This window comes from Micromonospora sp. NPDC005257 (genome assembly GCF_042872445.1).
Lineage (GTDB): Bacteria > Actinomycetota > Actinomycetes > Mycobacteriales > Micromonosporaceae > Micromonospora.
The window spans coordinates 1-25,991 of sequence record NZ_JBIAKL010000001.1; the positions used below are offsets into that span (position 1 = coordinate 1).

General features: G+C 69.1%; 24 protein-coding genes. 11 read left to right on the forward strand and 13 right to left on the reverse strand.

The window, feature by feature from the left end; translation table 11 throughout:
- Positions 1-27: 27 nt before the first annotated feature.
- From ACFYO8_RS00005 to ACFYO8_RS00035, 7 genes are read right to left on the reverse strand one after another with little or no spacing between them, the layout of a single operon-like run.
- A complete protein-coding gene (locus ACFYO8_RS00005; protein ID WP_387256529.1) occupies positions 28-1,146 on the reverse strand; it encodes a toprim domain-containing protein in 1,119 nt (372 codons plus the stop codon).
- A gap of 27 nt (positions 1,147-1,173) precedes the next feature.
- On the reverse strand, positions 1,174-3,009 hold the full coding sequence (locus tag ACFYO8_RS00010) for a type IV secretory system conjugative DNA transfer family protein (RefSeq protein WP_387256530.1): 1,836 nt from the start codon (positions 3,007-3,009) through the stop codon (positions 1,174-1,176).
- The gene (locus tag ACFYO8_RS00015) at positions 3,006-4,433 is read right to left on the reverse strand and encodes a hypothetical protein (protein WP_387256531.1); all 1,428 of its coding nucleotides are present in this window, start codon (positions 4,431-4,433) and stop codon (positions 3,006-3,008) included. Before ACFYO8_RS00015 ends, ACFYO8_RS00010 begins: the two co-directional genes overlap by 4 nt.
- A gap of 19 nt (positions 4,434-4,452) precedes the next feature.
- Positions 4,453-5,943 (reverse strand): SCO6880 family protein, encoded by a 1,491-nt coding sequence (locus ACFYO8_RS00020; RefSeq protein WP_387256532.1) that lies wholly within the window; start codon positions 5,941-5,943, stop codon positions 4,453-4,455.
- The gene (locus ACFYO8_RS00025) at positions 5,940-7,349 is read right to left on the reverse strand and encodes a hypothetical protein (RefSeq protein WP_387256533.1); all 1,410 of its coding nucleotides are present in this window, start codon (positions 7,347-7,349) and stop codon (positions 5,940-5,942) included. The genes ACFYO8_RS00020 and ACFYO8_RS00025 overlap by 4 nt, the downstream gene beginning before the upstream one ends.
- Positions 7,350-7,353: 4 nt before the next feature.
- Positions 7,354-8,100 carry a hypothetical protein gene (locus ACFYO8_RS00030; protein WP_387256534.1) on the reverse strand — a complete coding sequence of 249 codons (747 nt, stop codon included), beginning with the start codon at positions 8,098-8,100 and terminating at the stop codon, positions 7,354-7,356.
- A 3-nt stretch (positions 8,101-8,103) separates the two neighbouring features.
- A complete protein-coding gene (locus ACFYO8_RS00035) occupies positions 8,104-8,400 on the reverse strand; it encodes a hypothetical protein (RefSeq protein WP_387256535.1) in 297 nt (98 codons plus the stop codon).
- Between the two features lie 163 nt (positions 8,401-8,563).
- Here ACFYO8_RS00035 and ACFYO8_RS00040 point away from each other — a divergent pair, with 163 nt between their 5' ends.
- Together ACFYO8_RS00040 and ACFYO8_RS00045 are read left to right on the forward strand one after the other, a co-directional pair.
- Entirely contained in the window at positions 8,564-9,145 is a 582-nt protein-coding gene (locus ACFYO8_RS00040; RefSeq protein ID WP_387256536.1) for a hypothetical protein, read from the forward strand.
- Entirely contained in the window at positions 9,142-10,200 is a 1,059-nt protein-coding gene (locus tag ACFYO8_RS00045; RefSeq protein ID WP_387256537.1) for a C40 family peptidase, read from the forward strand. Before ACFYO8_RS00040 ends, ACFYO8_RS00045 begins: the two co-directional genes overlap by 4 nt.
- Before the next feature lie 44 nt (positions 10,201-10,244).
- Here the strand turns inward: ACFYO8_RS00045 and ACFYO8_RS00050 are convergent, their stop codons facing one another.
- Together ACFYO8_RS00050 and ACFYO8_RS00055 are read right to left on the reverse strand one after the other, a co-directional pair.
- Positions 10,245-11,285, reverse strand: coding sequence for a hypothetical protein (locus ACFYO8_RS00050; RefSeq protein WP_387256538.1), 1,041 nt, complete (start codon positions 11,283-11,285; stop codon positions 10,245-10,247).
- Positions 11,286-11,422: 137 nt separating this feature from the next.
- Positions 11,423-12,481 carry an IS481 family transposase gene (locus tag ACFYO8_RS00055; protein WP_387256539.1) on the reverse strand — a complete coding sequence of 353 codons (1,059 nt, stop codon included), beginning with the start codon at positions 12,479-12,481 and terminating at the stop codon, positions 11,423-11,425.
- Positions 12,482-12,776: 295 nt separating this feature from the next.
- Between ACFYO8_RS00055 and ACFYO8_RS00060 the strand changes: the two genes are divergently transcribed.
- Positions 12,777-15,194 carry a tetratricopeptide repeat protein gene (locus ACFYO8_RS00060; protein ID WP_387256540.1) on the forward strand — a complete coding sequence of 806 codons (2,418 nt, stop codon included), beginning with the start codon at positions 12,777-12,779 and terminating at the stop codon, positions 15,192-15,194.
- On the forward strand, positions 15,187-15,720 hold the full coding sequence (locus tag ACFYO8_RS00065) for a hypothetical protein (RefSeq protein ID WP_387256541.1): 534 nt from the start codon (positions 15,187-15,189) through the stop codon (positions 15,718-15,720). The genes ACFYO8_RS00060 and ACFYO8_RS00065 overlap by 8 nt, the downstream gene beginning before the upstream one ends.
- A 441-nt stretch (positions 15,721-16,161) precedes the next feature.
- Here the strand turns inward: ACFYO8_RS00065 and ACFYO8_RS00070 are convergent, their stop codons facing one another.
- From ACFYO8_RS00070 to ACFYO8_RS00085, 4 genes are read right to left on the reverse strand one after another with little or no spacing between them, the layout of a single operon-like run.
- Positions 16,162-17,034: an oxygenase MpaB family protein gene (locus tag ACFYO8_RS00070; protein WP_387256542.1), complete on the reverse strand. Its 873-nt coding sequence runs from the start codon at positions 17,032-17,034 to the stop codon at positions 16,162-16,164.
- Positions 17,031-18,269: an MAB_1171c family putative transporter gene (locus ACFYO8_RS00075; protein ID WP_387256543.1), complete on the reverse strand. Its 1,239-nt coding sequence runs from the start codon at positions 18,267-18,269 to the stop codon at positions 17,031-17,033. The genes ACFYO8_RS00070 and ACFYO8_RS00075 overlap by 4 nt, the downstream gene beginning before the upstream one ends.
- A gap of 5 nt (positions 18,270-18,274) precedes the next feature.
- Positions 18,275-18,799, reverse strand: a complete 525-nt coding sequence (locus tag ACFYO8_RS00080; RefSeq protein ID WP_387256544.1) for a hypothetical protein — start codon at positions 18,797-18,799, stop codon at positions 18,275-18,277.
- 50 nt (positions 18,800-18,849) lie between these two features.
- The gene (locus tag ACFYO8_RS00085) at positions 18,850-19,371 is read right to left on the reverse strand and encodes a hypothetical protein (protein WP_387256545.1); all 522 of its coding nucleotides are present in this window, start codon (positions 19,369-19,371) and stop codon (positions 18,850-18,852) included.
- Between the two features lie 386 nt (positions 19,372-19,757).
- On the opposite strand from ACFYO8_RS00085, the gene ACFYO8_RS00090 reads away from it, so the two are divergent.
- The 7 genes from ACFYO8_RS00090 to ACFYO8_RS00120 are packed head-to-tail and all read left to right on the forward strand — an operon-like array spanning position 19,758 to position 25,962.
- Entirely contained in the window at positions 19,758-20,348 is a 591-nt protein-coding gene (locus ACFYO8_RS00090) for a hypothetical protein (RefSeq protein ID WP_387256546.1), read from the forward strand.
- Complete coding sequence (locus tag ACFYO8_RS00095; RefSeq protein ID WP_387256547.1) at positions 20,342-21,217, forward strand: hypothetical protein; 876 nt, start codon at positions 20,342-20,344, stop codon at positions 21,215-21,217. The genes ACFYO8_RS00090 and ACFYO8_RS00095 overlap by 7 nt, the downstream gene beginning before the upstream one ends.
- Positions 21,214-21,894, forward strand: coding sequence for an SAF domain-containing protein (locus tag ACFYO8_RS00100; protein WP_387256548.1), 681 nt, complete (start codon positions 21,214-21,216; stop codon positions 21,892-21,894). The genes ACFYO8_RS00095 and ACFYO8_RS00100 overlap by 4 nt, the downstream gene beginning before the upstream one ends.
- A 1-nt stretch (position 21,895) precedes the next feature.
- Positions 21,896-22,702, forward strand: coding sequence for a ParA family protein (locus tag ACFYO8_RS00105; RefSeq protein ID WP_387256549.1), 807 nt, complete (start codon positions 21,896-21,898; stop codon positions 22,700-22,702).
- Positions 22,695-24,206 (forward strand): CpaF family protein, encoded by a 1,512-nt coding sequence (locus ACFYO8_RS00110; protein ID WP_387256550.1) that lies wholly within the window; start codon positions 22,695-22,697, stop codon positions 24,204-24,206. Before ACFYO8_RS00105 ends, ACFYO8_RS00110 begins: the two co-directional genes overlap by 8 nt.
- A complete protein-coding gene (locus tag ACFYO8_RS00115) occupies positions 24,203-25,108 on the forward strand; it encodes a type II secretion system F family protein (RefSeq protein ID WP_387256551.1) in 906 nt (301 codons plus the stop codon). The genes ACFYO8_RS00110 and ACFYO8_RS00115 overlap by 4 nt, the downstream gene beginning before the upstream one ends.
- The gene (locus ACFYO8_RS00120) at positions 25,105-25,962 is read left to right on the forward strand and encodes a type II secretion system F family protein (protein ID WP_387256552.1); all 858 of its coding nucleotides are present in this window, start codon (positions 25,105-25,107) and stop codon (positions 25,960-25,962) included. Before ACFYO8_RS00115 ends, ACFYO8_RS00120 begins: the two co-directional genes overlap by 4 nt.
- Positions 25,963-25,991 lie beyond the last annotated feature (29 nt).

Consider the following 25,991-nt stretch of genomic DNA (forward strand, 5'->3'; position numbering starts at 1 on the left):
CACCAACATCGCCGCCGGCACCCGCCATCACGCCCGCGACAGCACCCGCCCACTGGCACTCCTCGGCGTCACCTGACGACTTTGCCGGGGCCCTGTGTCGGCCCCGACCCCGGTGAGGGTGGCGATGCGTCGCCCGACGCGGACTGCCTGGTCCGGGCTCGCCGCGTCAAAAAGCAGCGGCACGAGAGCATGCACTGCGGCGCACCTGCCGTCGATGTCCTCCAGCAGACGTGGATGCCGTTTGACGAGCCGTGCGAGCCGGTGATCAATTACTGCATCGAGCATCGGCCGTGCTCGCCCTTGCAACGCAACCCGCAACTGGGCCCTCCCGTTCGGCCGTCGCAGTAGGTCCGCCGGGTCAACACCTGCGGCGAACCCAGCCACCAGTAACGGCTCAGGCACCCGAGGCTGCCGGAGCACTTGCCAGGCCCGATCCACTGCGTCACGACCGGCCGGGTCCGCGTCGAACGCCGCCACAATGCCGGCTGCTGCACCGGGCAACTCCCGCAGAATCGTGGCCTGGTAACCGGTCAGCATGGTGCCGCAAGGCGCGAGGGCCACCGCACCCTGCCTGTGCGATCGTGAGTAGGACAGCCAGACCGCGAGGACATCCGCCGGCCCTTCAACCAGCACCGGCATCCACCGTGCATCGAGGCGATCCTGCTGCTCCGCCATCCCGAACAGCAGCCGCCCCTTGTCGTAGATCGCACTCTCGGGGCTGTTGATGTACTTCGGCACCCCGTCACCGGCGCCAGGTCCGGCGCGCCCCAGAAACGCCACTGCATGCCCGAAAGGATCTCGTACCGGAAACACGATCCGGTCCCGGAACATATCGATGAGCCGCCCTGCTCGGTCGCGCCTCGAGAGCCCCGCACCGACCAGTTCATCGTCACTGAAGCCAACCGCACGCAGGTGACGCGTCAGCGAGGTCCGGCCAGCTGGGGCGTACCCGATCCGCCACGGCCACTCCCGCTCAGCGATTACACCGAGGCCACGATCGGCGAGGTACGCGCGGGGGCCGTCGGCGTGGGCGAGTTGGTCGCGGTAGTACGTGACTGCGGCTTCGACGGCCGCGATCAGCCGTCCGACGTCGAGCCCGAGGCCCTCGGTCGAGGAGGACGGGGGAGTGAGTCGAGGTGCGCCCATGGACTACCTCCGAAATCCAAGCTAGCTTCAGCGGTCCCAACCCCGCCAGGAGCGTTGCGCCATCCGAACCCGCCGCGCGGCACGGGAGTGCTCCGCATGCCGGGTCATCTCTGCTATGGAGGCGGCGACGGCGCTGGTCAGCCGCTCGGCGCTCGGCTCGTCGTACCAGGGCAGCAATTCGAGCATGGCCACCTTGACGCCGGTGGCGAACAGCAGCGCCGTGCCCTTCGGTAACGCCCGGATCTGCGCGGCGTCGAGGATCCGCTGCCGACGCACGGACGTCTGGTACGACGTGCGGCCTTGCCCGTCGCGGCTGCGGGAGGCGATGGTGACGTCGTGTTCGCCGATGAGCCGGGACAGGTCTTCGGCGAAGCGTGCGTCGTCGATGCCGGCGCCGACCAGCTTGACCGTGGCTGCGGACCAGAGGGCGTCCATGCCGTGATCGCCCCAGACGCGGGTGCCTTGGCGGTAGGACTGCAGGATGGTCAGCGGGATGATGCCGCGGCTGCCGAAGTGGCTGTACAGCTCCGGCAGGTCCCTGATTTTGCAGATGTTCGCGGCTTCGTCGAGGCAGGCGATCAGTGGCGGGTCGAGCCGGCCTCCGTGGGCTTCGGCGACGGTGACCGCGGCGCGCAGCGCCTGGTCGGTGAGGCCGGCGACGAGCGGCGCCGCGGCACCCGCGCCATCCTTGGACAGCAGGTAGAGCGTGTCGGTGCTCTCGACGAGCGCTTCGACGTCCAGCGCGGGTAGTGGCCGGTCCGGTGGAGTGACCCAGGCCATGATGGTGGGGTTGGCGAGGCAGGCTGCGGCGGTGCGGGCGGTCTCGTAGAGCCCTTCGCGCGTCTCGGGGGCACCGGCCTGGCGGCCGGACATCGCTCGGGCGGAGGCGCCGAAGCCGTGGCTCTTGAGGATGGTGGCCGGCTCGCGGGAGGTGGAGTCCGACAGCCACGCCTGCACCGAGGTCAGGGTGCGGCCCTCGATCGCGGCGGCGAGGATCAGCGACGTGAGCAGGTCCAGCGCTCCCTGGATCCAGAAGTCGTCGCTGCCCTGGGTGCTGCGGACCTGTTGGACGAAATGGTTGGCTAGCCGGTGGGCGTCCTCGACGTCCTCCACCGCGGCGAGGGGGTTCCACCACCAGTCCTGCGGTACATGGGCGATGGACTGCGGGTCGAACACCCACACGGTGCCGCGCTCGGCCCGGGCGGTGGCCGTGGTGGCCCAGAGGTCGGGTTTGTTGCTGGTGGCGAGCGCGGCCCCTGGGGCGTTGAGGATCGACTGCACGGCCAGGGCGGTGGTCTTTCCGGCGCGGGGTGCCATCACCGCGAGGATGACGTCTTCCCAGGAGGAGTAGAGCCGAGGACCCGAGCCACGCCGCCGCCGGTGCGCACCGAGCACGACCCCGGCCGCTTCGGCCGAGAGTGCCTTCACCGGCACGTCGGCCAGACCGGGTCGCAGGCGGCGGGCCTTGGCGGCGACCGCCGACAGCGTCATCGCCCGTACCTCGGGCGGGCCGGCCAGCGACGGCAGCGGGTCCCCCGCGTCGGGTCTGTGCCCCTGCCACCACACCGCCGCGACGCTGACCACGCCGACCAGCATCAGCAGCAGCACCGCGTAAACGACACCGACCGCGGTGGGCGAGACCCCGGGCCAGAGTGCGGCCCAGTCGGCGCGCAGTAGGTGCTCCAGGTACGCGGACCCGAAGCCCATGCCGGTGCCGGGCCGCCCGGTCACGGCGGCGGCGGTTCGCCCTGCCAGCCAGGACAGCCACATCAGCGCGATCCCCGCCCACACGAGGCCGAGCATCAGGAACGGGGTGAGTGGTCCGCCGGCGTTGCCGCGCGGTTCGACCGGCCGGGTGCTCATGGCTGCACCTGCCGGATCGCCGCGTCGGTGTCGTAGAGCTCCCATTCCTCACCGACGAGGGTCAGCGACACCGGCAGTCCGTTGCGCTCACCGGTCTTGATCAGGTACTTGCCCCGGCCGGGGTGTACGGAGCCGGCGAACCAGGCCTCCGGTGCGGCCCAGGACGCCACCAGCTCGCGCTCCGGGCCGGACAGTTTGATGACGTCGTTGACGCGGTTCAGCTCGCGTGGCGGCAGGCCGGCGAGGATTTTGATGGCGGAGCGTTCGATGAAGCCCTGCGCCTTGGCGCGGTCCTCGGGTGTGGGGAGGGCGTCGAGGTCGGCGAGGGAGTGGGTGACCATCACGCTGGCCATGCCGCGCTGCCGGTTGAGCCGGGTGAGCGCGTCGGCGTGCTCGACCAGTCCGGATGCGCCGCGCAGTGCCCGCCATAGCTCGTCCATGACGCCGAGGTACTGCCGGCGCGGCGCCAGGCCTTGGTCGGCCAGCACGGACGCGGCGTCGACCATGCCGAAGCCGTACGCCCAGGTGCACAGCATCGCCGCGGCGACGAGCTGGTCGCCGGCGGCGGCGACCTGGGAGATGTCGACGCTGACGGCTGGTGCGTCCAGGTCCAGCGGTCTGGTGGTGGGGCCGTCGAAGACTCCGCGCAGGCTGCCTTCGCACAGCAGCGCCAGCGTGGGTACCAGCTGGTCGACGCGGCGGCGGTACTCGCCGTCGGTGCGTGCCCGGGCCGCGGCCTGCAGCTCGTCGGCGCCGGCTTCGACCAGGCTCAGCACGTCCGGCACCGTCGGGTCGCGGTCGAGACGTTCAGCGAGTACGTCGACCGCACGGCCGAGGATGATCTCCTCGGTGTTGTTCAGCGCCTGCCCGCGGACGAGGGCGCACAGCGCCAGCAGCAGGGACATGCGCCGGCCGCGGATCTCCAGCCGCAGCTGTCGGGCGTCGGCTGTGCCCATGCGGGCGAGCGCGCTGCCCAACGGGCCGGAGTCCAGCGGGTTGAGCCGGTCCAGGCCGCGTCCGATCCGGATGACCTGGCCGCCGAGGTGCTCGACGAGCCGGGTGTAGTCGGGTTTGGTGTCCCCGAGGATCAGCGCGCTGGTGCCGAAGCCGGTCATGCCGGTGATGAGCCTTTTGACCACGGTGGACTTGCCGACGCCGGGCTGGCCGAGGACGAACACGCCGGGGTTGGTGATGAGGCCTTCGCGGAGCCATTCGAGGGGGTCGAGGCAGACGACCTCGCCCCACAGCATGTGCCGCCCGATCGGCACCCCGATGGTGGGCGCCCCGGAGCCGGCGACGAAGGGGAACAAGCCGCACAGCTGGACGGTGGTGCCCTGGTACTCCATGCCGGGGGCGATGTGGCTCGCCCGGCCGGCGCCGGGCGCCCGCATGCCCCAGGCAGGGGCGGTAACAGTACTCTGCATCGGGTGTCTCCTGGTGAGGTCAGTGGGGCCAGTGACGGGCCAGCTGCGGTGGGCACACGCCGCACGGCAGGGTGGTGGCGAAGCCGACGGCCTGGCTGGCGCGCAGCCGCCGTAGCCGGATCTTGGTTACGTCGGCGCGGGACTCGACGTCGGCGACAGCCCGCCCCAGGTCCTCGGCACCGACCACGGTGGTGGTGACGAACAGCGACATCAGCCCCACCCCGGAGCCGGTCGCTTCCTCGCGGGCGGTCTGCAGGGCCCGTTCCCGGTCGGCGTGGTCGCGGGCGGACTCGTCGCGCTTCTGCGCCCGGTGGTACGCCGCACGGAACGCCGCGGCGTTGACCTCGCTCTCGACGATCCGCGCGGCCTCCCCGGCGGGGAAGGGCCGGTAGAGCAGGGACACCCGCTTCGGGTACGGGCCGGGGGCGAGTAGCCGGGCGAGGACGTCGGCGTGCACGTGCTGACGTGGTGCCTCGTGCCACGCCCACGACACGGACGTGCCGGAGTCGTGGACGTACCGGTCGAGGTGTTCCTCGGCCATCACCGGTCCGGCGGTGTCCCAGTCCACCCACCGGCCCAGGTCGAGCCCGGGCGTCGCGGCGAGTCGGGCGACGTCGCCGCGGGCGGCCGGGTCGAACGCCGTCCGCACGACGCCCGAGATGATGTCGGCGCTGGCCCGGTCGAGCACGGTCAGGCCGCAGCTGCCCAGGGAGTCCTGCAGACCTGGCAGGGTTCGGCTGATCTCGTCCAGGGCCTCGTCGAGGTTCTTGGGCTTGCTGGGGGAGGAGCCGGGCTTGAACGTCACCGATACCCGGGTCTCCACGTCGGCGGCGGCCGCCGGCGACACCTCCACCAGCCGTTGCAGCACTCGCCGGGCCGACGCCGGCCCGTGCGGCACGATCCGCCGGCTGACGTGATCCGCCAGCCGGGAACCGGGATCCGGCGCGGTGTCCACGGTGACCGCGACGTGGTCGACGATCGGCAGGTAGCCCAGGTTCGCCAGCCAGCCGCCCCAGTTGGCCACCCACGTCGCGCTGGCGTCCGGATCGGCCAGCCAGGTCGAGGTCGCCGCGCAGCGCAGCGTCACCGTCATAGTGCCCAGCCGCCGGTTGTAGACCACCGCGTACCCGCCGCCGCTCTCGTCGGCGACGGTCAGCAGGGTGGTGGGCGCGAGCACGCCCGGCAGCTGCCAGGCGTGCTCGCCGGCCACCATGACCCCGGAGCGGTACGAGGTGTAGCCGCGGCTCGTGCCGACCAGCCATCGCACCCGCTGGGCGATCCCAGCCGACAGCGGCACCCCGTCCCACCGCAGCACCAACAGCGCTACCAGCAGCGCACACGGCCCGGCGGTAACGGCTAACGCCCGTAACCCGAGCGAGCCGGAGACAATCAGCGCGGTGATCGCCGCGAGCACCGTGAACGTCTGCATCGGCCCGAGACCGAACAGGCCCATGCCGCGAGCGCGTCGCCAACCGCCGTACGTGCGTACCTGTGCCTGATCGCTGCTCACGACAGTGAGCTCCCGTCCCGCATCGCCGAACCGGCGGTGTTCGCGCCGGCCTTCGCGGCTGCGGCACCGGCCTGAGCGGCCAGCACGGTGCCGATGACTACCGGTGCCGCCGGCCCGGTCGCCGCTCCCGCCGCACCGGCCCCGGCAGCGGCGCTACCACCGGCGGTAGCGGTAGTGCTGGCAGCGGTCGGCCCGGTCGCTGCGGGTGTTGCCGGCCCGGGTGGACCGCCGACGAGGGTGCCGTTCACCACCTTCGGTGCGCTGCCGCTCGTACCGCCGGGTCCGCTCGTGGGCGCGGGCGCCGACGGGACCGTTGCCGCCCCGCTCGGACCGCCGCCCCCGCCGCTACCAGGCCCCCGCGAGTCGAGGTAGCGGGCGTGATCGCCGGCGCTATGGCCACCGACCGCCCCGCGCACCGACGACGCAGCATGCAGACCGGCCGCCGCGCCGGCGCCGGCCATGCCGAGTCCTCCGCCTGCGGAGGCGACGCCGCCGGTGAAGGTGGTGAAGAACTTCATCAGCGCTGGCAGGGCGATCACCGACAGGGCGAGCATGCCGAGGCCCATCAGCCAGTCCCGTCCGTTGCCGCGCATCATCACGAACGAGGTGGCGTACACCGACACCGCCGCCGGCTTGTACAGCGCGAGCGCCAGCGACCAGCCGAGGGTCTTGTGCAGCCACTGGCTCGTGCCCCGGGTGACGGATCCGGCCGCGGCCAGCTGCAGCAGCCCGGCCAAGATGACCACCGAGCCTTCCCGGAAGACCATCAGGATGGTCTGCACGACGGCGGCGAGGATGACCACGATGCCGACGAGGATCATCACGAACGGCGCCACCGTCGCGCCGGGGAGCAACACTCCGCCGAGCGCCGTGGTCATCGCCTCGTTGGGTGGCTTGCTGGACTCCTTGAATATCGCCTCGTTGAGCAGCCACATCGAGTAGCTGTCCCCGGCCTTGAGGACCAGGTGGGTTCCGGCGACGCCGATGCTGCCCCACAGCGCGGTGTTCCAGACGCCGCGCACGGCCTGAAGAAGCGGCTCGCCCCGGCGGCTGACGACGATGGTGATGCCTTGCCAGACCAGGCCGGCGACCAGGACCAGGATCGTCATCGGCAGCATGAAGCCGCGTAGCTGCTGCGCCGGGCCTCCGGCGGAGTTGCACTGGGTCATCCAGTCGGAGGCCCACTGCCCTGGGTCCGAGCCGCTGGTCGGGCACAGGTTGTTCGAGGGGATCAGCGTCCAGCTGGTCAGCAGACCGGCGACCCACTCGATGCCTTCACGGACGGCGTTGGCCAGCCCATCGAGGATCGCGCTGACCATCGAGTCGCGGACCGCGGCGCCCGGGTTGACGCCACCGCCAATGACGCCGGAGCAGGTCATAGGTAGGAACGGATTGCAGAGCGGCATCAGGTCACCCACCTACGCCGAAGGGAAGAAACGTCGCGGTATCGGCGTCCGACGCGGCCAGCACGGTTTGGTCGAACGTCCCGCCCGCGGGCGCCAGCAGCGCCCAGTCGGAACCGGTCCAGCGCGCGCGCACCTCGGCGATCACCGACAGCGGTACGCCGTTTACGCCTGGCGCCTCGGTCAGCAGCCGCACGGCCGCCTCGTCGTCGCGGTAGCTGACGATGCGGTAGCCCCGCAGGATGGCGTTCAAGCGTCCGAGAGGCTGCCCGTCCGGTTGTGCGCGGAGCTCGTCGTACGCCTGCGCTACTTGGACCCGCATCGCGGCTGCATCGGGCCCGACCACCTGGTCGCGCAGCGTCGGTTCGAAGACCGCCGGGCCGACCTGCGGGTTGATGCGTACGACGATGTGCACGGCGGCGAGCAGCGCACCGACCTGGTCATGCGCGAACCCGCGCGCCTGCCCTCCGCTGGTGATGCGCGGACCGGAGTGGCTCGACACGGGCACCGAGACACCGGCGACGTCGACCCACTCGAGATCGGTGATCCTCTGCGTCTCGCTACCGGGGATCACGCCAGTGACGGCGAAGGTCGACATCGCGCCACCCGAGGGTGAGTCGGCAGGCCGATCCGGGGCGGTAGTGGCCATCATGGCTGCGGCCACGACGGCGGTCAGTGCCACCGCGGTCAGACAAATGGTGGTGAGCCGGCGGCGCGTGGCGCGGCGGGCGTGATCGATGACGTCGTAGGTCATGACTCAGCCCGGGATAACCGTGCCGACCACGACGGCCGCAACCGCCCCGCACGTCAGGCCCGCCAACACCCACGGGATGCCGGCGGCGCCGTCGGCAGCGAACGCCGACCGGTTGCGTCGACCGACGGCCATCATGATCCCGCAGATGAGCAGACCACCGACGCCCGCAACGATGAGGATCCACTTCATCCAGCCGATGAACATGTTGCCCGCGCTCTCCAAGCCCGGCGGAGGGGAAGGAGCCGGAGTCGGAGCGGCCAACAGCTCGGCCGCGGCGCTGGCGAGGTAGTGAGCAAGCACAGCAATCTCCTGACGGTCAGGACACCCAGGCGGGCATCTGCCACGGACCCTGGCCAGGAGCTGCTGACGGCAGAGTTGATGCCGGAGTGGTCGCCTCCGCTACCGGTTCCGGCGGCGGCGGACGGCAGCGGTAACGGCCCCGGCGGCTCGACACGGTCGTGCCATGAATGCGCCACAACGAGTCGCGGTGGCTAGGGTCGTAGCGCTGGCCGTTACCGGCGGCGCTAAGACCGAGCCGACACCGACCGAACCAAGCGCCGGCGGAGGCTCGGCCGTTCCCGGGCCGACCATCGTGGCGGTCTCGGTGCCGCCACCTATGCAGCACGGCTTCTCGTATGCGGAGCCGGGCCGGGTGTCTCAACGGTTCGCGACGTCCCTCTACAGCGCCGACACACGCCGCGACGCGCGGCCGGATGACGTCTACCGGAGGGCCATGCGCTTCGCCAGCGGCACCCTGGCCAGCCAGAGCGCCGCCGCGGACCACGACGGCCGCTGGACGACCTGGACCGCTCACCGCGCCTACGTTCAGGCCGTCGTGACGCCCTTCGTCGACACGCCAACGGCGGCGGACGACGGGATCAACGCCGGGCGGGCCTACCGAGTGAAATCGACCCCAGTGGGCGAAGATGGCTGGCGCGACCGGACCGAGTACAGCACCGTCGACTGCCGCTCGCGCTCCGGCAGCCCGGGCGGTCCCGGCTGGCGAGTCGCCAGCTACGAGATCCGCCTGGTCAGTCTGCGATGACCCGCCGCTGGCTGATCGTGGCGGGCGGACTCGTCGTCGTTGTTCTGACGTCGCTGGCGCTCGTTGTAATAGTCCCGGTCTCGGTCCTGAGCGCAGACCCCGCGATGGCCTGCACCATCAGCTCGCCCAGTGCCTCGCCCGGCGCGACGACTGGGCCCGCGGTCTGGCCCAGTCGGGGCACGTGGAGCTCCGAGCAGGTCGGCAATGCCGCCACCATTGTGTCCGTCGGCGCTGAGATGCAGGTGCCGCGCTACGGCTGGGAGATCGCCGTTGCCACCGCGATGCAGGAATCCACCTTGCGCAACCTCGGCCACCTCGGCGCGGACAACGACCACGACTCACTCGGCCTGTTCCAGCAGCGTCCGAGCCAGGGCTGGGGGACGCCGGAGCAGATCCTGAATCCCCGATACGCCAGCCGGAAGTTCTACGAGCGCCTGCTCGACGTCGACGGCTGGCAGACCATGCCACTTACCGAGGTGGCGCAAGCGGTGCAGCATTCGGCGTTCCCTGACGCGTACGCGAGGTGGCAGTCCGAGGCCGAGCAGTTGGTCACCGTCATCAGCGACGGGCTGGGCGTCGTCTGTATCAGTGACGGCGGCGACGGGATGCCGCCGGTGGACGACGAGGGGCTTCCCGAGGGCTTCCTGCTGCCGGCGGACCCGCAGCTCCGGAGCGTCGTCGCGTTCGCGCTTGCTCAGCGAGGCAAGCCGTACGTCTGGGGCGCCGAAGGACCCGATAGCTACGACTGCTCGGGCCTGATGATGGCCGCCTGGGCCAAGGGCGGGGTCCGGCTTCCCCGCGTGACCGCCGACCAGGTACACACAGGCATTGCTGTCCTGTCGCTGGCGGCGATGCAGCCCGGTGATCTGATCTTCATTCCGGGCTCCGACGGCTCGATGTCCCGGCCCGGTCACGTCGGCATGTATATCGGAACCAGTCAGCGGGGAATGCAATACCTCGTTCAGGCTCCAAAGACCGGCGACGTCGTAAAGATCGTCGCGGTCAGGAGCTGGAGTCGATCGGTGGCTGCAATTCGTAGGCCATTGGTGAAGTGAGAGCCCTGTATTTGGGCGGAGGATGGTGGGGTTAATTGAAGCAATTATATTGCTTGCGAATAGACGGATTCCGGATTGGTTCCGAACTCCGCCTCCGCTAGCTCGATGGATTCAAGAGTAGGCTCTTGGCCATCGAATAGGGCGATCTCGCCTTGAATCCACGCCCCGTAGTAAAAGTTGCGATACTCGGGGGAATCACCCCAGCGGTCTTGTCGAGCATACTGCTCTTCCACTTCAACTTCGATGCGAACTTGCCCGGCAGTGGATTCCGACCATGCGTCATACTGAATTGGGCCGACAAACTCTACTCTCTCGACCTGGAGCGATGAATCCTGGAACTCCCAGTTATCATCTGAGCTCATCCCCAAATCAATCGACCACCAATTGTGAGGGCGGCTCAGGTCCGCGATGCTTGTCAGGTCCGACGCCGATAATCCCTGTTGTGAGAACAGGTGAGTGATTGAGGAAACAAAGCTTGTGCGCTGCTGTTCAGTCGCTTCTACGGTCTCATCGAGCAGGTGGCGGATCTCGCCAAGGCTCGAGGCAATTTCAGGCACTTGAACGTCTAGTGACTGACATGTCGCAATAATGGCTCGGGTGTCACCCGAAACCAAGATTAGCCCGTCAGATTCTCCGTTGTTATGTTCGATGACGGAACGAATCCAAGCGCTGTCTGCTGCGCCTGTTTTGACATCTTTCTTGCGAGACCCTGCACCCCGAAGCAGGACTTGGTCGCGGATGGCGGCGACTGCTGCTTCGCCTTCCAGGGGCACTATAATTGCCCCGGCTCTTCCAATCCTTCTGATTACTTGAAGCTCATTGATGAGCGGAGGCTCGGCGGCCTGCGGGAAGCCCCATTTCCGGCGCTTTCCGTTGTGTGTCTGGATCTGGCGAGCGAGTTGCTCACACTCGTGCACTACGCGCTGAGCCAGTTCCCACGCGACCACCTCTGGGATCCATAGTTCGGCGTCATGCCGCTCGCAGGCTTCAGCCCAGTTCTCAATCGTTGTCATGTTTGGCTCGACGTTCCCGCCAAAGACGTTTGCGTCGAAGACAATAGCCTGAATCTGACTGCTTCCCTCCACGCAAGGGACTCTACCAAGTGGGGCAAGGCAAGCCTTTTTGGTATCTATGAGCGTTTTGTCAACAAGGCGAGATTGGCGATGAGTGGCGGCGCAAGATGTCCAATCGCGGGCGTTGGTAACAGGCGGTCTTTCGCCTGTTAGAGGACGATCGGTTGTACGAAGACCTCCTGAAGCACCGGACCCGGCCGCTGGCGGTCCGGCTCGTGCGCGTTGTACTGCCCAGGGACGTTGGTCAACCTTGTGATGGGCGGTTTGCCGCCGGTAGCGGTGTGGGGCCGGTGGTGATGCAGCCAGGCGGGTAGGGCTTTCCGTCGGGCTGCTTCGGAGGTGTAGAACCGGCCGAAGGCCCAGCCGTCGGTGAGGGTTCGGTGGAAGCGTTCGACCTTGCCGTTGGTCTGGGGTCGGTAGGGGCGGGTCTTCTTCGGGGTGACGCCGAGTTCGGTGCAGGCGTCGCGCCAGGCGTAGGACTTGTAGGCGGAGCCGTTGTCGGTCAGCACCCGCTCAACGGTGACGCCTCTGGCGGCGAACCAGGCGAGCGCGTGGTGGAGCACGTCGATGGCGGTGGCGGCTTTCTCGTCGTCGCGGATCTCGGCGTAGGCGACCCGTGAGTGGTCATCGACGACGGTGTGCACGAACGCGGTCCCGACCCGTGGTTCCCAGTGGTGGTTACGGGTGCCGGTGCGCCGTGCGGTGGCTTCTCGGTTGCGCTGGCCCTGGACCCGACCGACGTAACGCCATCCGCCGCCGTCGGGGATCTGGCCGAGCTTCTTGACGTCGATGTGCAGCATCGCGCCCGGGTGGTCGTGTTCGTAGCGGCGCACCGGTTCGCCGGTGCGCCGATCGATGTGCGACAACCGGTTCACCCGGCAACGGGTCAGCACCGCGTGCACGGTCGAGGCGGGCATGCCGAGGCGGCCGGCGATCTGCACCGGCCCCAGACGGTGCTTCCATCGCAGGTGCACGACCTTGCGGACAACCGGTTGCGGCGTGCGAGTCGGGCTGTGGTGCGGCCGTGACGACCGGTCGGCCATCGCGTCGGCGCCGAGCTCGGCATAGCGCACGGCCCACCGTTTCGCGGTCGGCCAGGACACGTCATAGCGTTCTGCGGCCCGGGCGACCGGCCACCCCTCATCCACGATCAGACGCGCCAGGCGAAGACGTGCACGAGGAGTCAGAGCGGCGTTAGCGTGGGACACGAAGGCCTCCTGTTGCCGGAGCGGTTCCTAGACAGCTCCACTCCACAACCGGAGGCCTTCGTCATCACGTCTATCTACGCCGTGTCGTCACACGACCTCAACCAACCTGCCTGGGCAGTACACCAGGCTGATTCCGATGACGATGGTCATGCTTGGAGAAGCCGCATTGCTCTGATCATCAGCGCCGACGGGGTCACCCCGATCCGCCCATCCTGATGACGGTCCGGGTGACAAGCCCGCCGCCTAACTGGACACTGAACTCATGACATCCGGGCCCCCCGGCCGGGCATATGACGTGTCGGTCAGCGGCAGCGTCGGCGTCCAGGTCGGTTCCAACAACTCGCAGGTCAACCTCAGCTTGGTGCATCCGCGGGCCACCGGCCTGGTGCGGACCCTGCACAACCTTCCGCCAGCCGCAGCCGTCTTTGAGGGTCGTGACATCGGCGCCCTCGATGATCTATTCGGCGAGACCGGCGCGGCTCAGGTCGTGGTCCACGGGCTCGGCGGAGTGGGCAAGAGCGAACTCGCCAACCAATATGCGCGCACCAGCTTTAACCGGTACTCGCTGCTGTGGTGGGTGACCGCGGACAGCCCGCAGTCGATCGCTCTGGGTCTCGCGGCACTGACCAGGCGACTGCATCCAGTAGCGACGTTGGCCGACGCAACGGAATGGGCGCTTGGCTGGTTGCAGATGAACAGCGGATGGTTGTTGATCCTGGATGACGTGGAGGAGGCTGCCGACATCGCGGAGCTCCTCGGCCTTCTCGCCGGCTGCGGCGACGTGCTAGTGACGACACGCCGGGATCTGGGAGCGCGGTGGCGCAAGCTGGGACTCAAGACCCTGCATCTCGACGTTCTGGATCCCCTGGCCGCAGCGCACCTAATGGACGAGTTGGCTGGGCTCGACGATCCACAGGGTGCGGACCGGCTGGCACGCGCGTTGGGCGGTCTACCGCTCGCGCTGGAGTTGGCTGCGGCCTATGTCGCCGAGCGTGGCCTTACTTACGGTGACTATGAGAGTGCGCTGGCCAACCGGTTCGATCGGGTCGCCGGGGAGGGCTTCGACCGTCAGGAGGCCCTCGCCACAGTGTGGTCGGTGACCCTCGCCGCCGTCACGCATAGATCACCGCTGGCCATCCGGGTACTGGAGACGATGTCCTGGCTAAGCTCCGACCCGCTCCCCGAAAGTGTGCTCGAGTCGCTCGTGGAGGATCCGGCCGAGGTGTACGAGGCCGTGACGGTGCTGGCGTCGTACTCGATGGTGACACGCACGTCGGATGCGGTGGCGGTGCACCCGCTCGTGCAGTCGGTCGTCCGCAACTCACTAACCGCCGAGGGACGAGCGGACGAGGTGAGGGAGACGGCAGCCCGGGTCCTGCTGGACGCAGCACCCGCCGATCCGGTGAACGATGTCGCGGGATGGCCGAAGTGGGCCGCTCTGTTGCCGCACATTCTGGCACTGACCGAGCACATGCCGGACGACCACTTGTCGGAAGCCGTGCTGGGCCTCCGGCGAGGTGCCGGGATCTACGTGCAGTATCAGGGCAACGTCAGTGCCGCAATCGCCGTGTTCGAGCGAGTGGTGGCGGACAGTGGGCGCATTCTGGGGCCCAATCACTTGAGGACCCTGACCGCACGCGCCGATCTGGCCACCGCCTACCAGCAGACTGGACGCACGCGGGAGGCCACCGCCGCCTGGCAGCAGCTCCACGCCGACTGCGAACGCGTTCTCGGCACCGACCACCCGCAGACGCTGACCGCGCTGGCGGGCCTGGCCAGCGCGTACCAACAGGCCGGTAGCACCCGCGACGCGGTCATCCTGTTCGAGAGACTCCTGGTCCACGGCGAACGCGTCCTGGGCACCGACCACCCGCAGACGCTCACCGTCAGGGCCAACCTCGCCGTCTCTTACCAGCAGGAGGGTAACGCCGAGAAGGCAATGGAGATGGAGGTCGGAGTGCTCGCCGACCGGGAACGCCTCCTCGGGCCCGACCACCCGGACACGCTCACGGCCCGCGCCAACCTCGCCGTCTCCTTCTGGCAGGCTGGCCGCACCGGCGAGGCCATCGCACTCTTCGAGCAAGTCCTCGCCGATCGCGAACGCGTCCTCGGCTCCGACCACCCGGACACGCTCACCACACGGGCGAATCTCGCCACCAGCTACCAACAGGACGGCCGCTACAGCGAGGCTATCGCCCTCCTCGAGAATGCCCTGGCCGGGCGTCAGCGCATCCTCGGCGTCGACCATCCGGACACGCTTACCACACGGGCTAACCTCGCCGCCTCCTATCAGCGGATCGGTCGTTCCGCGGAGGCCATTGCCCAGCTGGAGCATGTTCTCTTCGACAGCGAGCGGACGCTCGGCCATGGCCACCCGAGAACGATGACCGTCCGGGCAAACCTCGCCGTGGCCTACCAGCAGGTCGGCCGTGTCGAGGAGGCAATCACTGCACTCGAAGGCGTAATCGCGGACAGCCAGAGAGTTCTAGGTCCCGAGAACCCGCAAACGCTGACCGCACTGGCCAACCTTGCCGCCTCCTACCAGCAGATAGGCCGGGAGGCCGAAGCCTCTGCTCTGTTCGGGCAGGTGCTCGCCTTGCGGGAGCGGATTCTCGGTCCTGACCACCCACAAACGTTGGCGACACGCAATAACCTCGCCATGCTCCGCCGGCCGCCGGCTGTTAGTGAGGACCCGGAGCCCGGCCATGGCTGACTCGGAGAACGAGCGCGCGATGATGTTTACCCTACTGGCGAAGTCGCTGGACATTCTGGGCGAACTCGTCTCGACGACCGGCGATCCAGCCCTCGCCGCCATGGAACCCCACGTCGACGGTCTGCGGCAGACGATCGGGAGTGCAACGTACGTCATCAAGGACAGCGAAGTGACCATCTCATCCCACAGTCGACACGAAGGACTAGAAATGACCGGCGACATCTTCAACAACATCGGGCAGGGTGCCACGATCATCAACCGGAGCTTCCTGTCGAACTCCATGAACAAATTGCAGGACGGCGGTCAGGCCGATATCGCGGACGCGCTCAAGCGCGTCGCCGAGGTCATCGAGCAATCCGGGAACAGCGAGGCCGCCGAAAATTTTGATGCGATGACGCAGGAGCTCGCTCAACCCGTGCCGCGAAAGGCTATCCTCAAGACACTCTGGGCGGGCACTGTCGCAGCCCTGCCGGTGATCGCCGACATGACGGATGTCGTCGAGAAGGTCGCCGGGTTGTTCAGCTGACCGGATCAGGCGACGAAGTCGAAACTCATCCAATAGAAGCGGTCGGTGGTCGTCGGGACGTCGGCTCGGCAATGGTGTCACGTGCCTTCCTCCGCACGCCCAGTGTGCTGCTCACCGGTCGCCACAAGGTTGCGGTGGCCAGCGATCATCATCGACGCCCAGTCCTGTCACCGTAACAACTGCTGCATCCTGTCCGGCGATACGTCCCCGGCCTGCTCCGCCAGGGTCCAGCCGTTCTTGCGATCCACACCCGAGACCAGCCCGCATAGGCACTGCCGTAACCACTGCGGCCGCTCCGACCGGCGAAATCGAGGTCCGATCCGCGCGTGCAACCCGGCCTAGCTAGCTCCGCATGCCACCGGTCAACATAAACCACAGTAAGACCAATTAACCTCAGCCGAACGCGATTCGCTTACTGGCGTAGCAGTATTAGTGGACTGCTCAAGCGTCACGGCCGCTGCCCGGCCGGCTCTGCTCGGGCCCGAGCATGCTGATCTCGTACTCGTTAGGGTAGGTCTTGGTCCTGATGCCGTCGGCGAACAGCGGCATCTTCGACGGAGTACCGAAACTCCGTTGTAACCGAGCACGCAGCTTCAGGACTAGGTGTAGTCCAGCCCGAATCGACCAGGCGGGCGCATCGACCTGTGTCGCGCGCCGCAGGCGATCGTCGTACATGGCGCTGACCAGCCCGTCACCTAGCGGCGCGAGTGGCCGGGGGATCCGGCCGAGCAGCAGCGATCGGGTTGCGCGCTCGATCGCCGCAGCATCCTCGTTCGGTGTCAGGTGCGCGGCGTCGTACCCATCGAACCAGACCTCGAACTCCTCATAGGAGCCAGGGAAGTCGGTGATCCCCATCCGTCGGCCCAGCTCCCGGTAGAACAGGAAGGTCGCTCGCCGCTCGTGGCAGCACGGCTGACGCCAGCCGTACCGCTGAAGCCACCGCGTTGGGATGACCACCAGGCAGCCCAGCACGTAGAGGTAGTCCTCGTTGGGGATGTCGTACGGGCGGTGGATCTGGTTGACCCGACGCAGCGCCTCCCGACCACGCGGCTGCTCGAAGCCGTTCAGCACCATCTCGTACATCAGTAGGCCGGTGTCGTCGATGCGCTTCTGGGTGCGCTCGGTCAACTCACCGGTGCCGACGTGGACCGCCGCGATGGCAGGGATGGAGAAGGACCGGTTGAACGCCAGGTTCAGCCCCAGCTTCATGTCCCAGGGGAACTCCAACCGCAGCATGGTCTGGTAGATCTCCAGCCAGTCGCGCTCGGGGTCGAGCGTGCGGATCCGGGCCAGGTTGGCGTAGCGCTTTCTCATCGTAGGGCATCTCCAACCCGGGAGTTCGAGGCATCCTGAGCGGCAGCGAGTCGGGCCGCGACGAGCGTCCGGGCTACCACGGGTGATCGGATGTAGGCGGCGGTGACCTGGGCCAGCCATCCGATCTCGCCGGCGTAGCCGCCTTCTGGGCGGTGCAGCTCGTCCGCCGGCTGCGGGACCGCGGCCATGAGCCCAACCCGGTGACGACGCAGGGCGCAGGCAAGGTGCGCCGCCTCGACGTTGGCTCGCTGCTCGTCAGCACTCAGGCCGGCCTGCTCGGCGAACTGCCCGGCCAGCTCCGTCACCTTGACGTCTATGTACGGGCGCAGCGCCAGGCGGCCGTCGCGGATCTCGGCCACTCGGCGGGTCAGGGCGTAGTCGATGTCGCGGGCGGCGCCGAGCGGCCGGCGCAGGCTGGGGTCGAGTTCGAGCTCCGGCAGTGCGGCGACGAGGTCACGCCAGAGCGGTTCGAGCTGCCGGTACGACCGATAGTCGTCCCAGCGTCGGGTGATGGTGAAGATCGGCCCCCACGCCGGCATGGTGAGACCGATCATCATGAGCAGCGCGCCGATGGTGACCAGGACGGCGGCGATCTCCCGTTCACCGGCCGGCTGGTAGCCGGACCAGTAGGCGATGAGGTAGACGATCTTGTTAGTGCTGTAGAGCAGCGCGAAGGCGGCGCCGACGGCGGTGAGGCGGAGACCTCGGCGCAGCCACGGGCGCCCGCAGATGCGCGCGAATCGCCAGCACAGCCGGGTGATGTCGGTGCAGTAGGCGAAGAAGCCGACCAGCATGAAGATCAGCAGGTACGCGGTGACTGCGGGATCGCGCGCGTACTCGACCGTCAGGAGCACCGGTTCGTCGTAGGTGAGCGTGTAGGCGAACAGGGCGGCCATGGTGAGGAAGGCGCCGCCGGTGACCCACACCCAGATCCGGCTGCGGGCTGTCGCCTTTGCCGGCGGCAGGGAGAGGTGGAGCAGCATGTTCTCGGCGCTCGCGGCGATCGTCATGGCGCAGCCGTGGGACAGCACCTTGGCCAGGTTCGGCAATCCGGACGCCGAGTCGATGCCCGCTGCGATGGGTGGGATGGCGAGGGTGATCCCGGCGGCGAAGGCACCGAGCGCCACGCAGATGGCGCCTCGGACCTGGCTCGGCTGCCGTCGCTGGAGGCGGAGCATGTAGCCGAAGGCGAGCCAGCCGGCGACCGCACACACGCTGTACAGGATGGTGTCCATCTCGTCTACCAGTCGGGGTGTTCCAGCGAGTGCCGCAACCGGCCGTACAGCTCGGTGTGCCGGCTGTCCAGCGGCGATTCCTGCTCGACGACGCGGCCGGCGCGTGCCCGTCGCAGCAGCAGCGAGCCGATCATCTCGGCCTCGCGTTCCTCGGCGGCGGCGTAGTTGCTCCGGCCGAGGCTGCGCTGGACCAGCTGCGGGTCCAGGTCGGGCAGGAGCAGTCGGGAGGCTTCCGGGTCCAGGACCTCGGTCGTCTGGTGGCCTGCGAGCAGATGCCCCAGTTCGTGACCGATGATCAGCAGCTGATGCAGGGGAGAGGTGTCCTGCTCGAAGAAGATGGCGTCGAACTCCCCGGTCGGTACGCACATGCCGCAGACCGTGAGCGCGGGGAGCCGGATCGGCACCAGGTGGATGGGCCGGCCACGCCGTTCGCCGAGCAGGTCGCAGAGGCGCTGGATGTCGAACGGCTTCGGTATCTCCACCTCCGCGGCTATCTGCTCGCAGCGCTTGCGTAGTCGGTGCAACTTCACGTCTGGGTTCCCCCGCTCATCGGCGTACTGCCACCGAAGGATGAACACGGCTATCTGCGATCGCCTGGCGCGGTGCTCGTTTCGCCTGGGTTACCGGCTTCGGCGACGGCTCGCAGTCGGGCGACCATCTGCTCGATGAGCTGCGTGTCCCGCGCGGACAACCCGTTGTCGGCAAGCACCTGGCGCAGCGCCACCTGCTTGACGTCCATCCGCCGCAGCTCGCTCAGCAGCGTGATCTGTTCCTGTATCCGTCGCGCAGCCGCGTCATCGACGAAGTAGCCGGAGCTCACCCCGAAGGCGGCGGCCAGGGCGCGTACGTGGGAGGTGCGAGGATCGCTGGCCACGCCGCGCCGCAACTCTCCGATGTAGGCCGCGCTGATCGAGACGCCGGTCTCGGCAACACTCGCGTTGATCTTGTCCGCGATCTCCTTGTTGGTGTACCTGCGACCGGGCTCGTCGGACTCACTGAGCTCTTCGGGCGACGGTCGGATCTGGTCGAACAGGTACTCGAGCCGGGCGGCCAGTGTGTCGAGGGATGGCAGCTCCTGCCCCACGTGCCGATCGTCGACCATGACTCATCACCCTCCAGCGACTAAACGACAGTGTCGCAGATGGAAGCGTCTACAAAACAGATGTTGACACATGCACGGAACGTGAGCGTATGCTCGCTCCTGTTTGGAGCAACAGGCGTTAAGTGGCAAGTGAATCTGCTCAACGCCTGTTGTGTTGGCTGGTCAAAGCCGTGAGAGGCCAGCCTGTCGGGGGGAGCGGTGCCATTCCCGGCACCGAGGTTCGGAGGGGGACGCTGGGCTGCTCGGGTCGGTAGAACGCCGCCAGCCCGAGCATCCCAGAGTCAGTCGCCGCGCTGACGACGAGAAGCCGCTCCTCCGCGCACTGCCGGCAGCGTTGCCAGGGCAGGAGGCGCAAGCCGCGTCCGTCACCACGGGGAGGCATCACGTTGACCGCAACGGTAAGCAGAAGCCTGCGGGCTGACGTCCGCGTTACCACCTGGCTCACCGTCATCGTCGTCGTCTCCGGGTTGGCCGGTTGCGGCAACGGCAAGCCGGACGGGACGCCGAGCCCCACGGCAACCGCCTCGTCTGCGGCGCCCTCTGCGACGGCCGACGCGGAGAACGCCGCGGCCAGTACGGCAGCACTGACGGCCTACCGGAACTACGTGCACGCCTACGTCACCGCCTCGAACAAGGGCGACTACAACGCCAAGCTCGACAGGTTCGTGGCCGACCCGGCGTTGCCGACCGTGCGCCAGGACCTGCTGATCAAGTTCCAGCAGGGGCTGATCACGAAAGGCGAACCGTCCTCGACGCCCGCGGTACGCAGTGTCGACACGAGCCGCCGCCCCTTCACCGCCGAGATCGAGGACTGCTTCGACACCGGCACGTGGGACGTGGTCTCCAAGAAGACCGGCAAATCGGTACGCACCGAGGGCCAGGTCACGAGGTACGTGGTGACCGCCAAGGCGGAGCTGTTCGACGACGGCCAGTGGCGCATCCGTGAGGTCAACGCCCAACGGGAACGGCCATGTTGATCCGAAGGGCCGTGGCCCTGCTCTTGGCGGTCGGCGCCGGCGCGCTGCTGGCGCCCGACGTCGCACACGCCGACTACGAGCACTGCGACGCGCTGGGCAACTGCTACTGGGTGGTGGAGAAGCCGGGCACCGGAGGCGACGGCAACGACGGCGGTGGTGAGAGCGGCGGCGGCGCCGGGCAGGGCTGCCGCTACGAGGGACGGACCGTGCCGTGCGTAGTCGACAGCTTCGGGGTGTGGGACGGGTCCTGCTACGTCAGGCGGGTGCCGCCGCCACCCGGCGGTCGGACCGATGGCTACTGGAGCATCCGCACCTGTGGCGTCTACGGTGGCATCGCCTCGCAGACGATGGCCTGGTCGCCGGAGCCACCGGCCGGGATCCTGCCGAGCTACCAGGAGCTTGCGCAGCGAGCCATCGCCCAGATGAACCTCGACGGTCCCGACATCGGGATCGCCCCGCGCACCGACGGCGCCGGCCTCGTGGGCCTGCCGATCTGGCTCTGGAACCGGGTCAGCCCGAGCACGTGGGGACCCGTCACCAGGACGGCGGCGGTGCCGGGACGGTCGGTCGCCGCCACCGCCCGCGCGCAGAAGGTCGTGTGGGACATGGGCGACGGACAGTCCGTCACCTGCACGAAGCCCGGCACGCCATTCCAGCCTGCCTTCGGCAACAAGCGGTCGCCGGACTGCGGATACGACGGCTACCGCCAGCCCAGCAGCACCCGGGCCGACGGCCGCTACACCGTCACGGCCACCACGACATGGCTCGTCACCTGGAGCAGCGGTGGCGGCAACACCGGCTCCCAGTCCATCGACCTGTCCTCCACCACCACGATCGACATCGACGAACTGCAGGTGATCACGTCATGACCAGTGCGCCGCCCAAGGCCGGACGCACCGCCTCGCCGGTCGCTGCCCCGTACGCCGTTCCCCGAGTCGCGCCACAGCGTCGCTGGCGGCCGGCGTTGGTCTGGCTGGCGGTGGCGCTGGTCGCCGCCGGCGGGCTGATCGCGGTCGCGGTGCTGCGCAAGGTCGGCACCACGGCCGAGTACCTGGCGGTGGGCGCCACGGTGGAGGTCGGCTCGATCATCGAGCGGTCGGATCTGAGGACGGTGCGGATCACCGTCGACCCGGCCCTCAAGCCGGTCGAAGCCAGCGCCGCCGACCAGGTCGTCGGCAAGTTCGCGGCGGTCGCGCTGGTACCCGGCACGTTGCTGACGCGGGCCCAGCTCACCGACCGAGCGGTCCCGGGCGAGGGCCAGCAACTGGTGGGTCTCAGCCTGCCGCCGGAGCGGTGGCCAGCCGGTCGCGTCCGGCCCGGCGCCGCGGTGCTGCTCGTCGTGACCGCCGACAGCGGCCCGGCCCCGAGTCAGCAGCCGAGCACCACGGCGCCGATCAGCATCAACGCCACCGTCGTGGACGTGCGTGCCGGGGCCAAGGAAGGTACGACGCTGCTCAACGTCGCCGTGGCGGAACGCGACGGACCGCTCGTCGCCTCCCGCGCCGCGGCCGGCCGGATCGTCGTCGCCCTGACCACCGGGAACTGACATGGCGATCATCGCGATGGTCTCCGCTAAAGGCTCGCCCGGCATCACCACCACCGCGCTCGCCTGCACGCTCTCCTGGAGCGGACGCACCGTGCTGGCCGAGTGCGACCCGGCCGGCGGCAGCATCCTCAGCGGCTACCTGTCCCGTCTCGAGATCCCACCCATCGGGCTGCTGCCGCTGGCTGCGGCGGCCCTCCGCGACCAGCTCAAGGAGACGTTCGCCGACCAGCTCGTCGACCTCGACGCACGGGATCCGGGCCGGCGACTTCTCCTGCCCGGCATCAACGACGCGGTCCAGGCCGGCACGCTGCGGCCCACCTGGGACATGCTGAGTGCGCACTTCGCCGATCTGGAGCGCGGCGAGCCAGGCTACGACGTCATCGCCGACTGCGGGCGGCTAGCCACCAGCGCGCCACCGTGGCCGCTGTTGCTCCGCGCCGACCTCGTGTTGCTCGTCGTACGCGTCGCCACCCTGCGCACCATCGCGCCGGCGGTCGGCGCGGCCGAGGCGCTGCGGCGGGAGCTGACCCAGCACGGCCAGGGGACCGGCGCGCTCGCGCTGGCGCTCGTCGGTGACGGGCCCTACACCCGCCGGGAGGTCGAGCAGCGGCTCCATCTGCCCACCGTGGTCGAGCTACCCGACGACCGGCGTACCGCCGAGGTGCTGAGCGACGGCGGCGGCCGGCTGCGCGGCAATCAGCAGCTGCTTCGCGCCGCGGCGAGCGCCGAGCCGGCCGTACGCGAGGCGATCGCGCGGCGGCGCGCACACCTGGCACCGACGGCATCGAGGGGGAGTGGCCGTGCCTGACGAGCGCCGCCGCGGCGGCCCGACCTGGCCGGCAGCGGTCGACCGCGTCACTGCGAACGGCCACCGCTGGCCGACCAACGAGACGGCTGCGGAAGCCCCGTCGGAGCCGCTGGCCACCGGCCAGCCGCCGAGCATCGACTACGCGGCGGTGCGACTGCTGCGAGCCCGGGTCAGCGCGGAGCTGACCGTGGCACTGCGGGAGACACCAAACGTCTCCACCGACCACCGCCAGGCCGAGGCCGAGCGCATCGCCGCCCGCCTCGTCCGGGAGCACGTGGACACGCTGCACCAGGCCGGCCAGCCGATCTCGCAGGCGGAGGAACACGCGCTGCTCGACGCGGTCGCCGCCGACATGTTCGGCCTTGGCCGGCTCCAGCAGTTGCTGGACCGGCCGGACATCGTGAACATCCACATCCTCGGCTGCGACAACGTCCGGATCGAGCACACCGACGGGCGGATCACGGTCGGCGAGCCGGTCGCGGAGACCGACAAGGAACTCGTCGACATGTTCCAGGTTCTCGCCATGCGCGCCGGTGCCACCGAGCGCTCGCTGTCCTCGACCAAGCCGTGGCTGGACATGCAGCTGCCCGACGGCAGCCGGCTCACCGTACTCATGCAGGTGTCGGTCCGTCCCTACGCGGCCATCCGCCGCCACACGCTGATGGACGTCAGCCTGGAGGAACTCCGCGACCGGTACGGCGCCCTGGACGACCTGCTCTGCCGGTTCCTCAAGGCGGCCATGGCCGCCGGCCTCAACATCATGGTGGCCGGCCTGGCCGACGCCGGAAAGACCACCCTGCTGCGCGGCCTGGCCCGGGAGATCCCCGACCGCGAACAGTTCGTCACCCTGGAGGAGTCCCGCGAGCTCGGTCTGCACACCACCGGACGGCACCGCTGGGCGATGAGCCTCGAGTCCCGGGAGGGCCACGGCTCCCGAGGGGCCGACGGCCGCCCCGCCGGCGAGGTCACGATCATGGACATGATCCCGCTGACGCTGCGGATGTCCGTGCAGCGGATCATCGTCGGCGAGGTCCGCTCCCGGGAGATCGTGCCGATGCTGCAGGCCATGGCCACCAGCAAGGGCAGCCTCTGCACCATCCACGCCCGGCACCCGCGCGCGGTGATGGACCGCGTCATCGAGCTGGCCCTGCAGCACGGGCCGGAGATGACCGCTGAGCTGGCGCGGCGGATGGCCGCCGGCGCCATCGACCTGATCGTGTACGTCAGCGTCGAGGACGAGACCAAGCTCGGCGGCCGCAAACACCGGTACGTCTCCGAGGTGCTCGAGGTCGGCGGAATGAACGGCGACCAGCTCGTCACCACGCAGATCTTCGGCCCGGGCCCGGACGGGCGGGGCGTGCCACGACACCTGCCGGAACGGCTGCGCGAACCGCTGCTGCGAGTCGGCTACGACCCCCGCCACCTCACCGGCTACATCCAGCAGGGCGAGCACAACCACGGCGCCTGGACCACCCGGCTCGACACCCTGCCGAGGCGGCCATGAGCCCGCTCGACCTCGCCGCCGTGCTGGCGGGCATGCTCGCCGTCTCCGGCGCGGCCATCGGAGTACTCGGTGTCGTGGGAACCACCCGGCCACCCCGACCGCCGTCGGCACTGCACCAGCAGGTCCGCCGCTGGTGGACCGGGTCCGGACGTACCCGCCGGGAGCAACGCGCCCACCAGATCAAGGTGGTGACGTCGGTCGTTGTCGGCGCGGCGGCCTGGCTGCTGACCGGCCGGCCGGCCGCCGGCGTGATCATCGGCGTCGCCGTTCCCGGCGTACCGTGGCTGTTCGCCGCGGGCCGCGCGGAGAAGCAGGCAGTCGCCCGGCTGGAGGCCGTCGAAGCCTGGACCCGGCGCCTGGCCGACATCGTGGCCCGCGGCATCGGCCTGCAACAGGCCGTCGTCGCGACCGCCGCCACCGCGCCGCAGCTCATCGAGCAGGAGGTACGCGACCTGGCCGCGCGCCTGCAGGGCAACGGCGACCCGATAGCCGCGCTGCAACAGATGGCCGACGACCTCAAGGACTACACCGCCGACCAGGTCATCGCCCCGCTGATGCTCCACGTCACCGACCGGGGCGAAGGCCTGCACGAGGTGTTGACCGCGATCAGCCGGTCCATCGCCGCCGAGATCGAGATGCGCGCGACCGTCGATGCCAAGCGCGAGGGCCCTCGCTTCGCGGTGCGGTTCCTGACCGGCATGACCGTCCTGGTGCTGGCGTACGGGGTGATCAACCCGCACTACCTGCAGCCGTACGGCAGCGTGCTCGGGCAACTCGTGCTGCTGTTCCTCGCCGGCCTCTACGTCCTGCTCATGGCCTCGGTACGCAAGCTCAGCCTTCCGCCCCGGCGGGAGCGGCTGCTTCCGCCGGTCGAGGTCCAGACGCTCGGAGCGACGACATGACCAACGGCTACGTCACCGCCATGGTCATCGCCGGCGCGATGGCCGGCCTCGGGGTGTTCCTGCTGGTCATGCAACTAATTCCCGCCCCGCCGGCGCTCGGCCCGGCACTCCGACGCCTCCAGCCGCTGACCATACCGAACACCTCACCGGCCGGGGTCAACTGGCTGCGGCGCCGGTTCACCGTGCCGCGCGCCGACCTGCGGCTGTTGGGCCGCAGCATCGACCAGTACTTCCTCACGCTCGGGCTGTCGGCGCTGTTCTGCCTCATCCTGCCGGCGCTCATCACCGTCGCGGTCGCGGCGTTGCGCGTACCGATTCCGGTCTTCGTCCCCGCCGGCGGGACCGTCGCCGCCGCCCTGGCCGGCGCGGCGCTGGCGCACCGGGAGGTCATCGCCAAGGCCGCCGTCGCCCGGGCCGAGTTCAGCCGCGCCATGTGCACCTACCTCGACCTCGCCGCCCACCAGGTCCTCGGCGGCCACGGCCCGGTCGAGTCGCTCGACCGCGCCGCCAGCGTGTGTCACGGCTGGGTCTTCGCCCGCATCCGGGAGGCCCTGCTCAGCGCCCAGCTGCAGCTCCGGCCGCCGTGGGACGAGCTCAAGGCCCTCGGTCGTGACATCGAGGTCATCGAGCTGGGCGACCTGGCCGACATCATGCGCACCGCCGGCAGCGAAGGCGCCAACGTCCACCAGACGCTGCGCGCCCGAGCTGACTCGATGCGGGACCGGATCCGCACCGACGCCCTCGCCCAGGCGGAGCTGCGCACCAACAAGCTCGACATCCCCGCCGCCGCGCTGATCCTCGTGCTCCTCGTCCTCATCGGCTACCCGTTCATGGCCCGCCTGTTCGTCCGCTGACCCCGGCACCACCCACACGGAGGGAACCG

Bases quoted from the DNA above. Each gene is read 5' to 3' on its own strand.
- ACFYO8_RS00005 (WP_387256529.1), bottom strand. From the start codon at position 1,146: ATGGGCGCACCTCGACTCACTCCCCCGTCCTCCTCGACCGAGGGCCTC.
- ACFYO8_RS00010 (WP_387256530.1), bottom strand. From the start codon at position 3,009: ATGAGCACCCGGCCGGTCGAACCGCGCGGCAACGCCGGCGGACCACTC.
- ACFYO8_RS00015 (WP_387256531.1), bottom strand. From the start codon at position 4,433: ATGCAGAGTACTGTTACCGCCCCTGCCTGGGGCATGCGGGCGCCCGGC.
- ACFYO8_RS00025 (WP_387256533.1), bottom strand. From the start codon at position 7,349: ATGCCGCTCTGCAATCCGTTCCTACCTATGACCTGCTCCGGCGTCATT.
- ACFYO8_RS00030 (WP_387256534.1), bottom strand. From the start codon at position 8,100: ATGACCTACGACGTCATCGATCACGCCCGCCGCGCCACGCGCCGCCGG.
- ACFYO8_RS00040 (WP_387256536.1), top strand. From the start codon at position 8,564: ATGAATGCGCCACAACGAGTCGCGGTGGCTAGGGTCGTAGCGCTGGCC.
- ACFYO8_RS00045 (WP_387256537.1), top strand. From the start codon at position 9,142: ATGACCCGCCGCTGGCTGATCGTGGCGGGCGGACTCGTCGTCGTTGTT.
- ACFYO8_RS00065 (WP_387256541.1), top strand. From the start codon at position 15,187: ATGGCTGACTCGGAGAACGAGCGCGCGATGATGTTTACCCTACTGGCG.
- ACFYO8_RS00070 (WP_387256542.1), bottom strand. From the start codon at position 17,034: ATGAGAAAGCGCTACGCCAACCTGGCCCGGATCCGCACGCTCGACCCC.
- ACFYO8_RS00075 (WP_387256543.1), bottom strand. From the start codon at position 18,269: ATGGACACCATCCTGTACAGCGTGTGTGCGGTCGCCGGCTGGCTCGCC.
- ACFYO8_RS00085 (WP_387256545.1), bottom strand. From the start codon at position 19,371: ATGGTCGACGATCGGCACGTGGGGCAGGAGCTGCCATCCCTCGACACA.
- ACFYO8_RS00095 (WP_387256547.1), top strand. From the start codon at position 20,342: ATGTTGATCCGAAGGGCCGTGGCCCTGCTCTTGGCGGTCGGCGCCGGC.
- ACFYO8_RS00100 (WP_387256548.1), top strand. From the start codon at position 21,214: ATGACCAGTGCGCCGCCCAAGGCCGGACGCACCGCCTCGCCGGTCGCT.
- ACFYO8_RS00105 (WP_387256549.1), top strand. From the start codon at position 21,896: ATGGCGATCATCGCGATGGTCTCCGCTAAAGGCTCGCCCGGCATCACC.
- ACFYO8_RS00115 (WP_387256551.1), top strand. From the start codon at position 24,203: ATGAGCCCGCTCGACCTCGCCGCCGTGCTGGCGGGCATGCTCGCCGTC.
- ACFYO8_RS00120 (WP_387256552.1), top strand. From the start codon at position 25,105: ATGACCAACGGCTACGTCACCGCCATGGTCATCGCCGGCGCGATGGCC.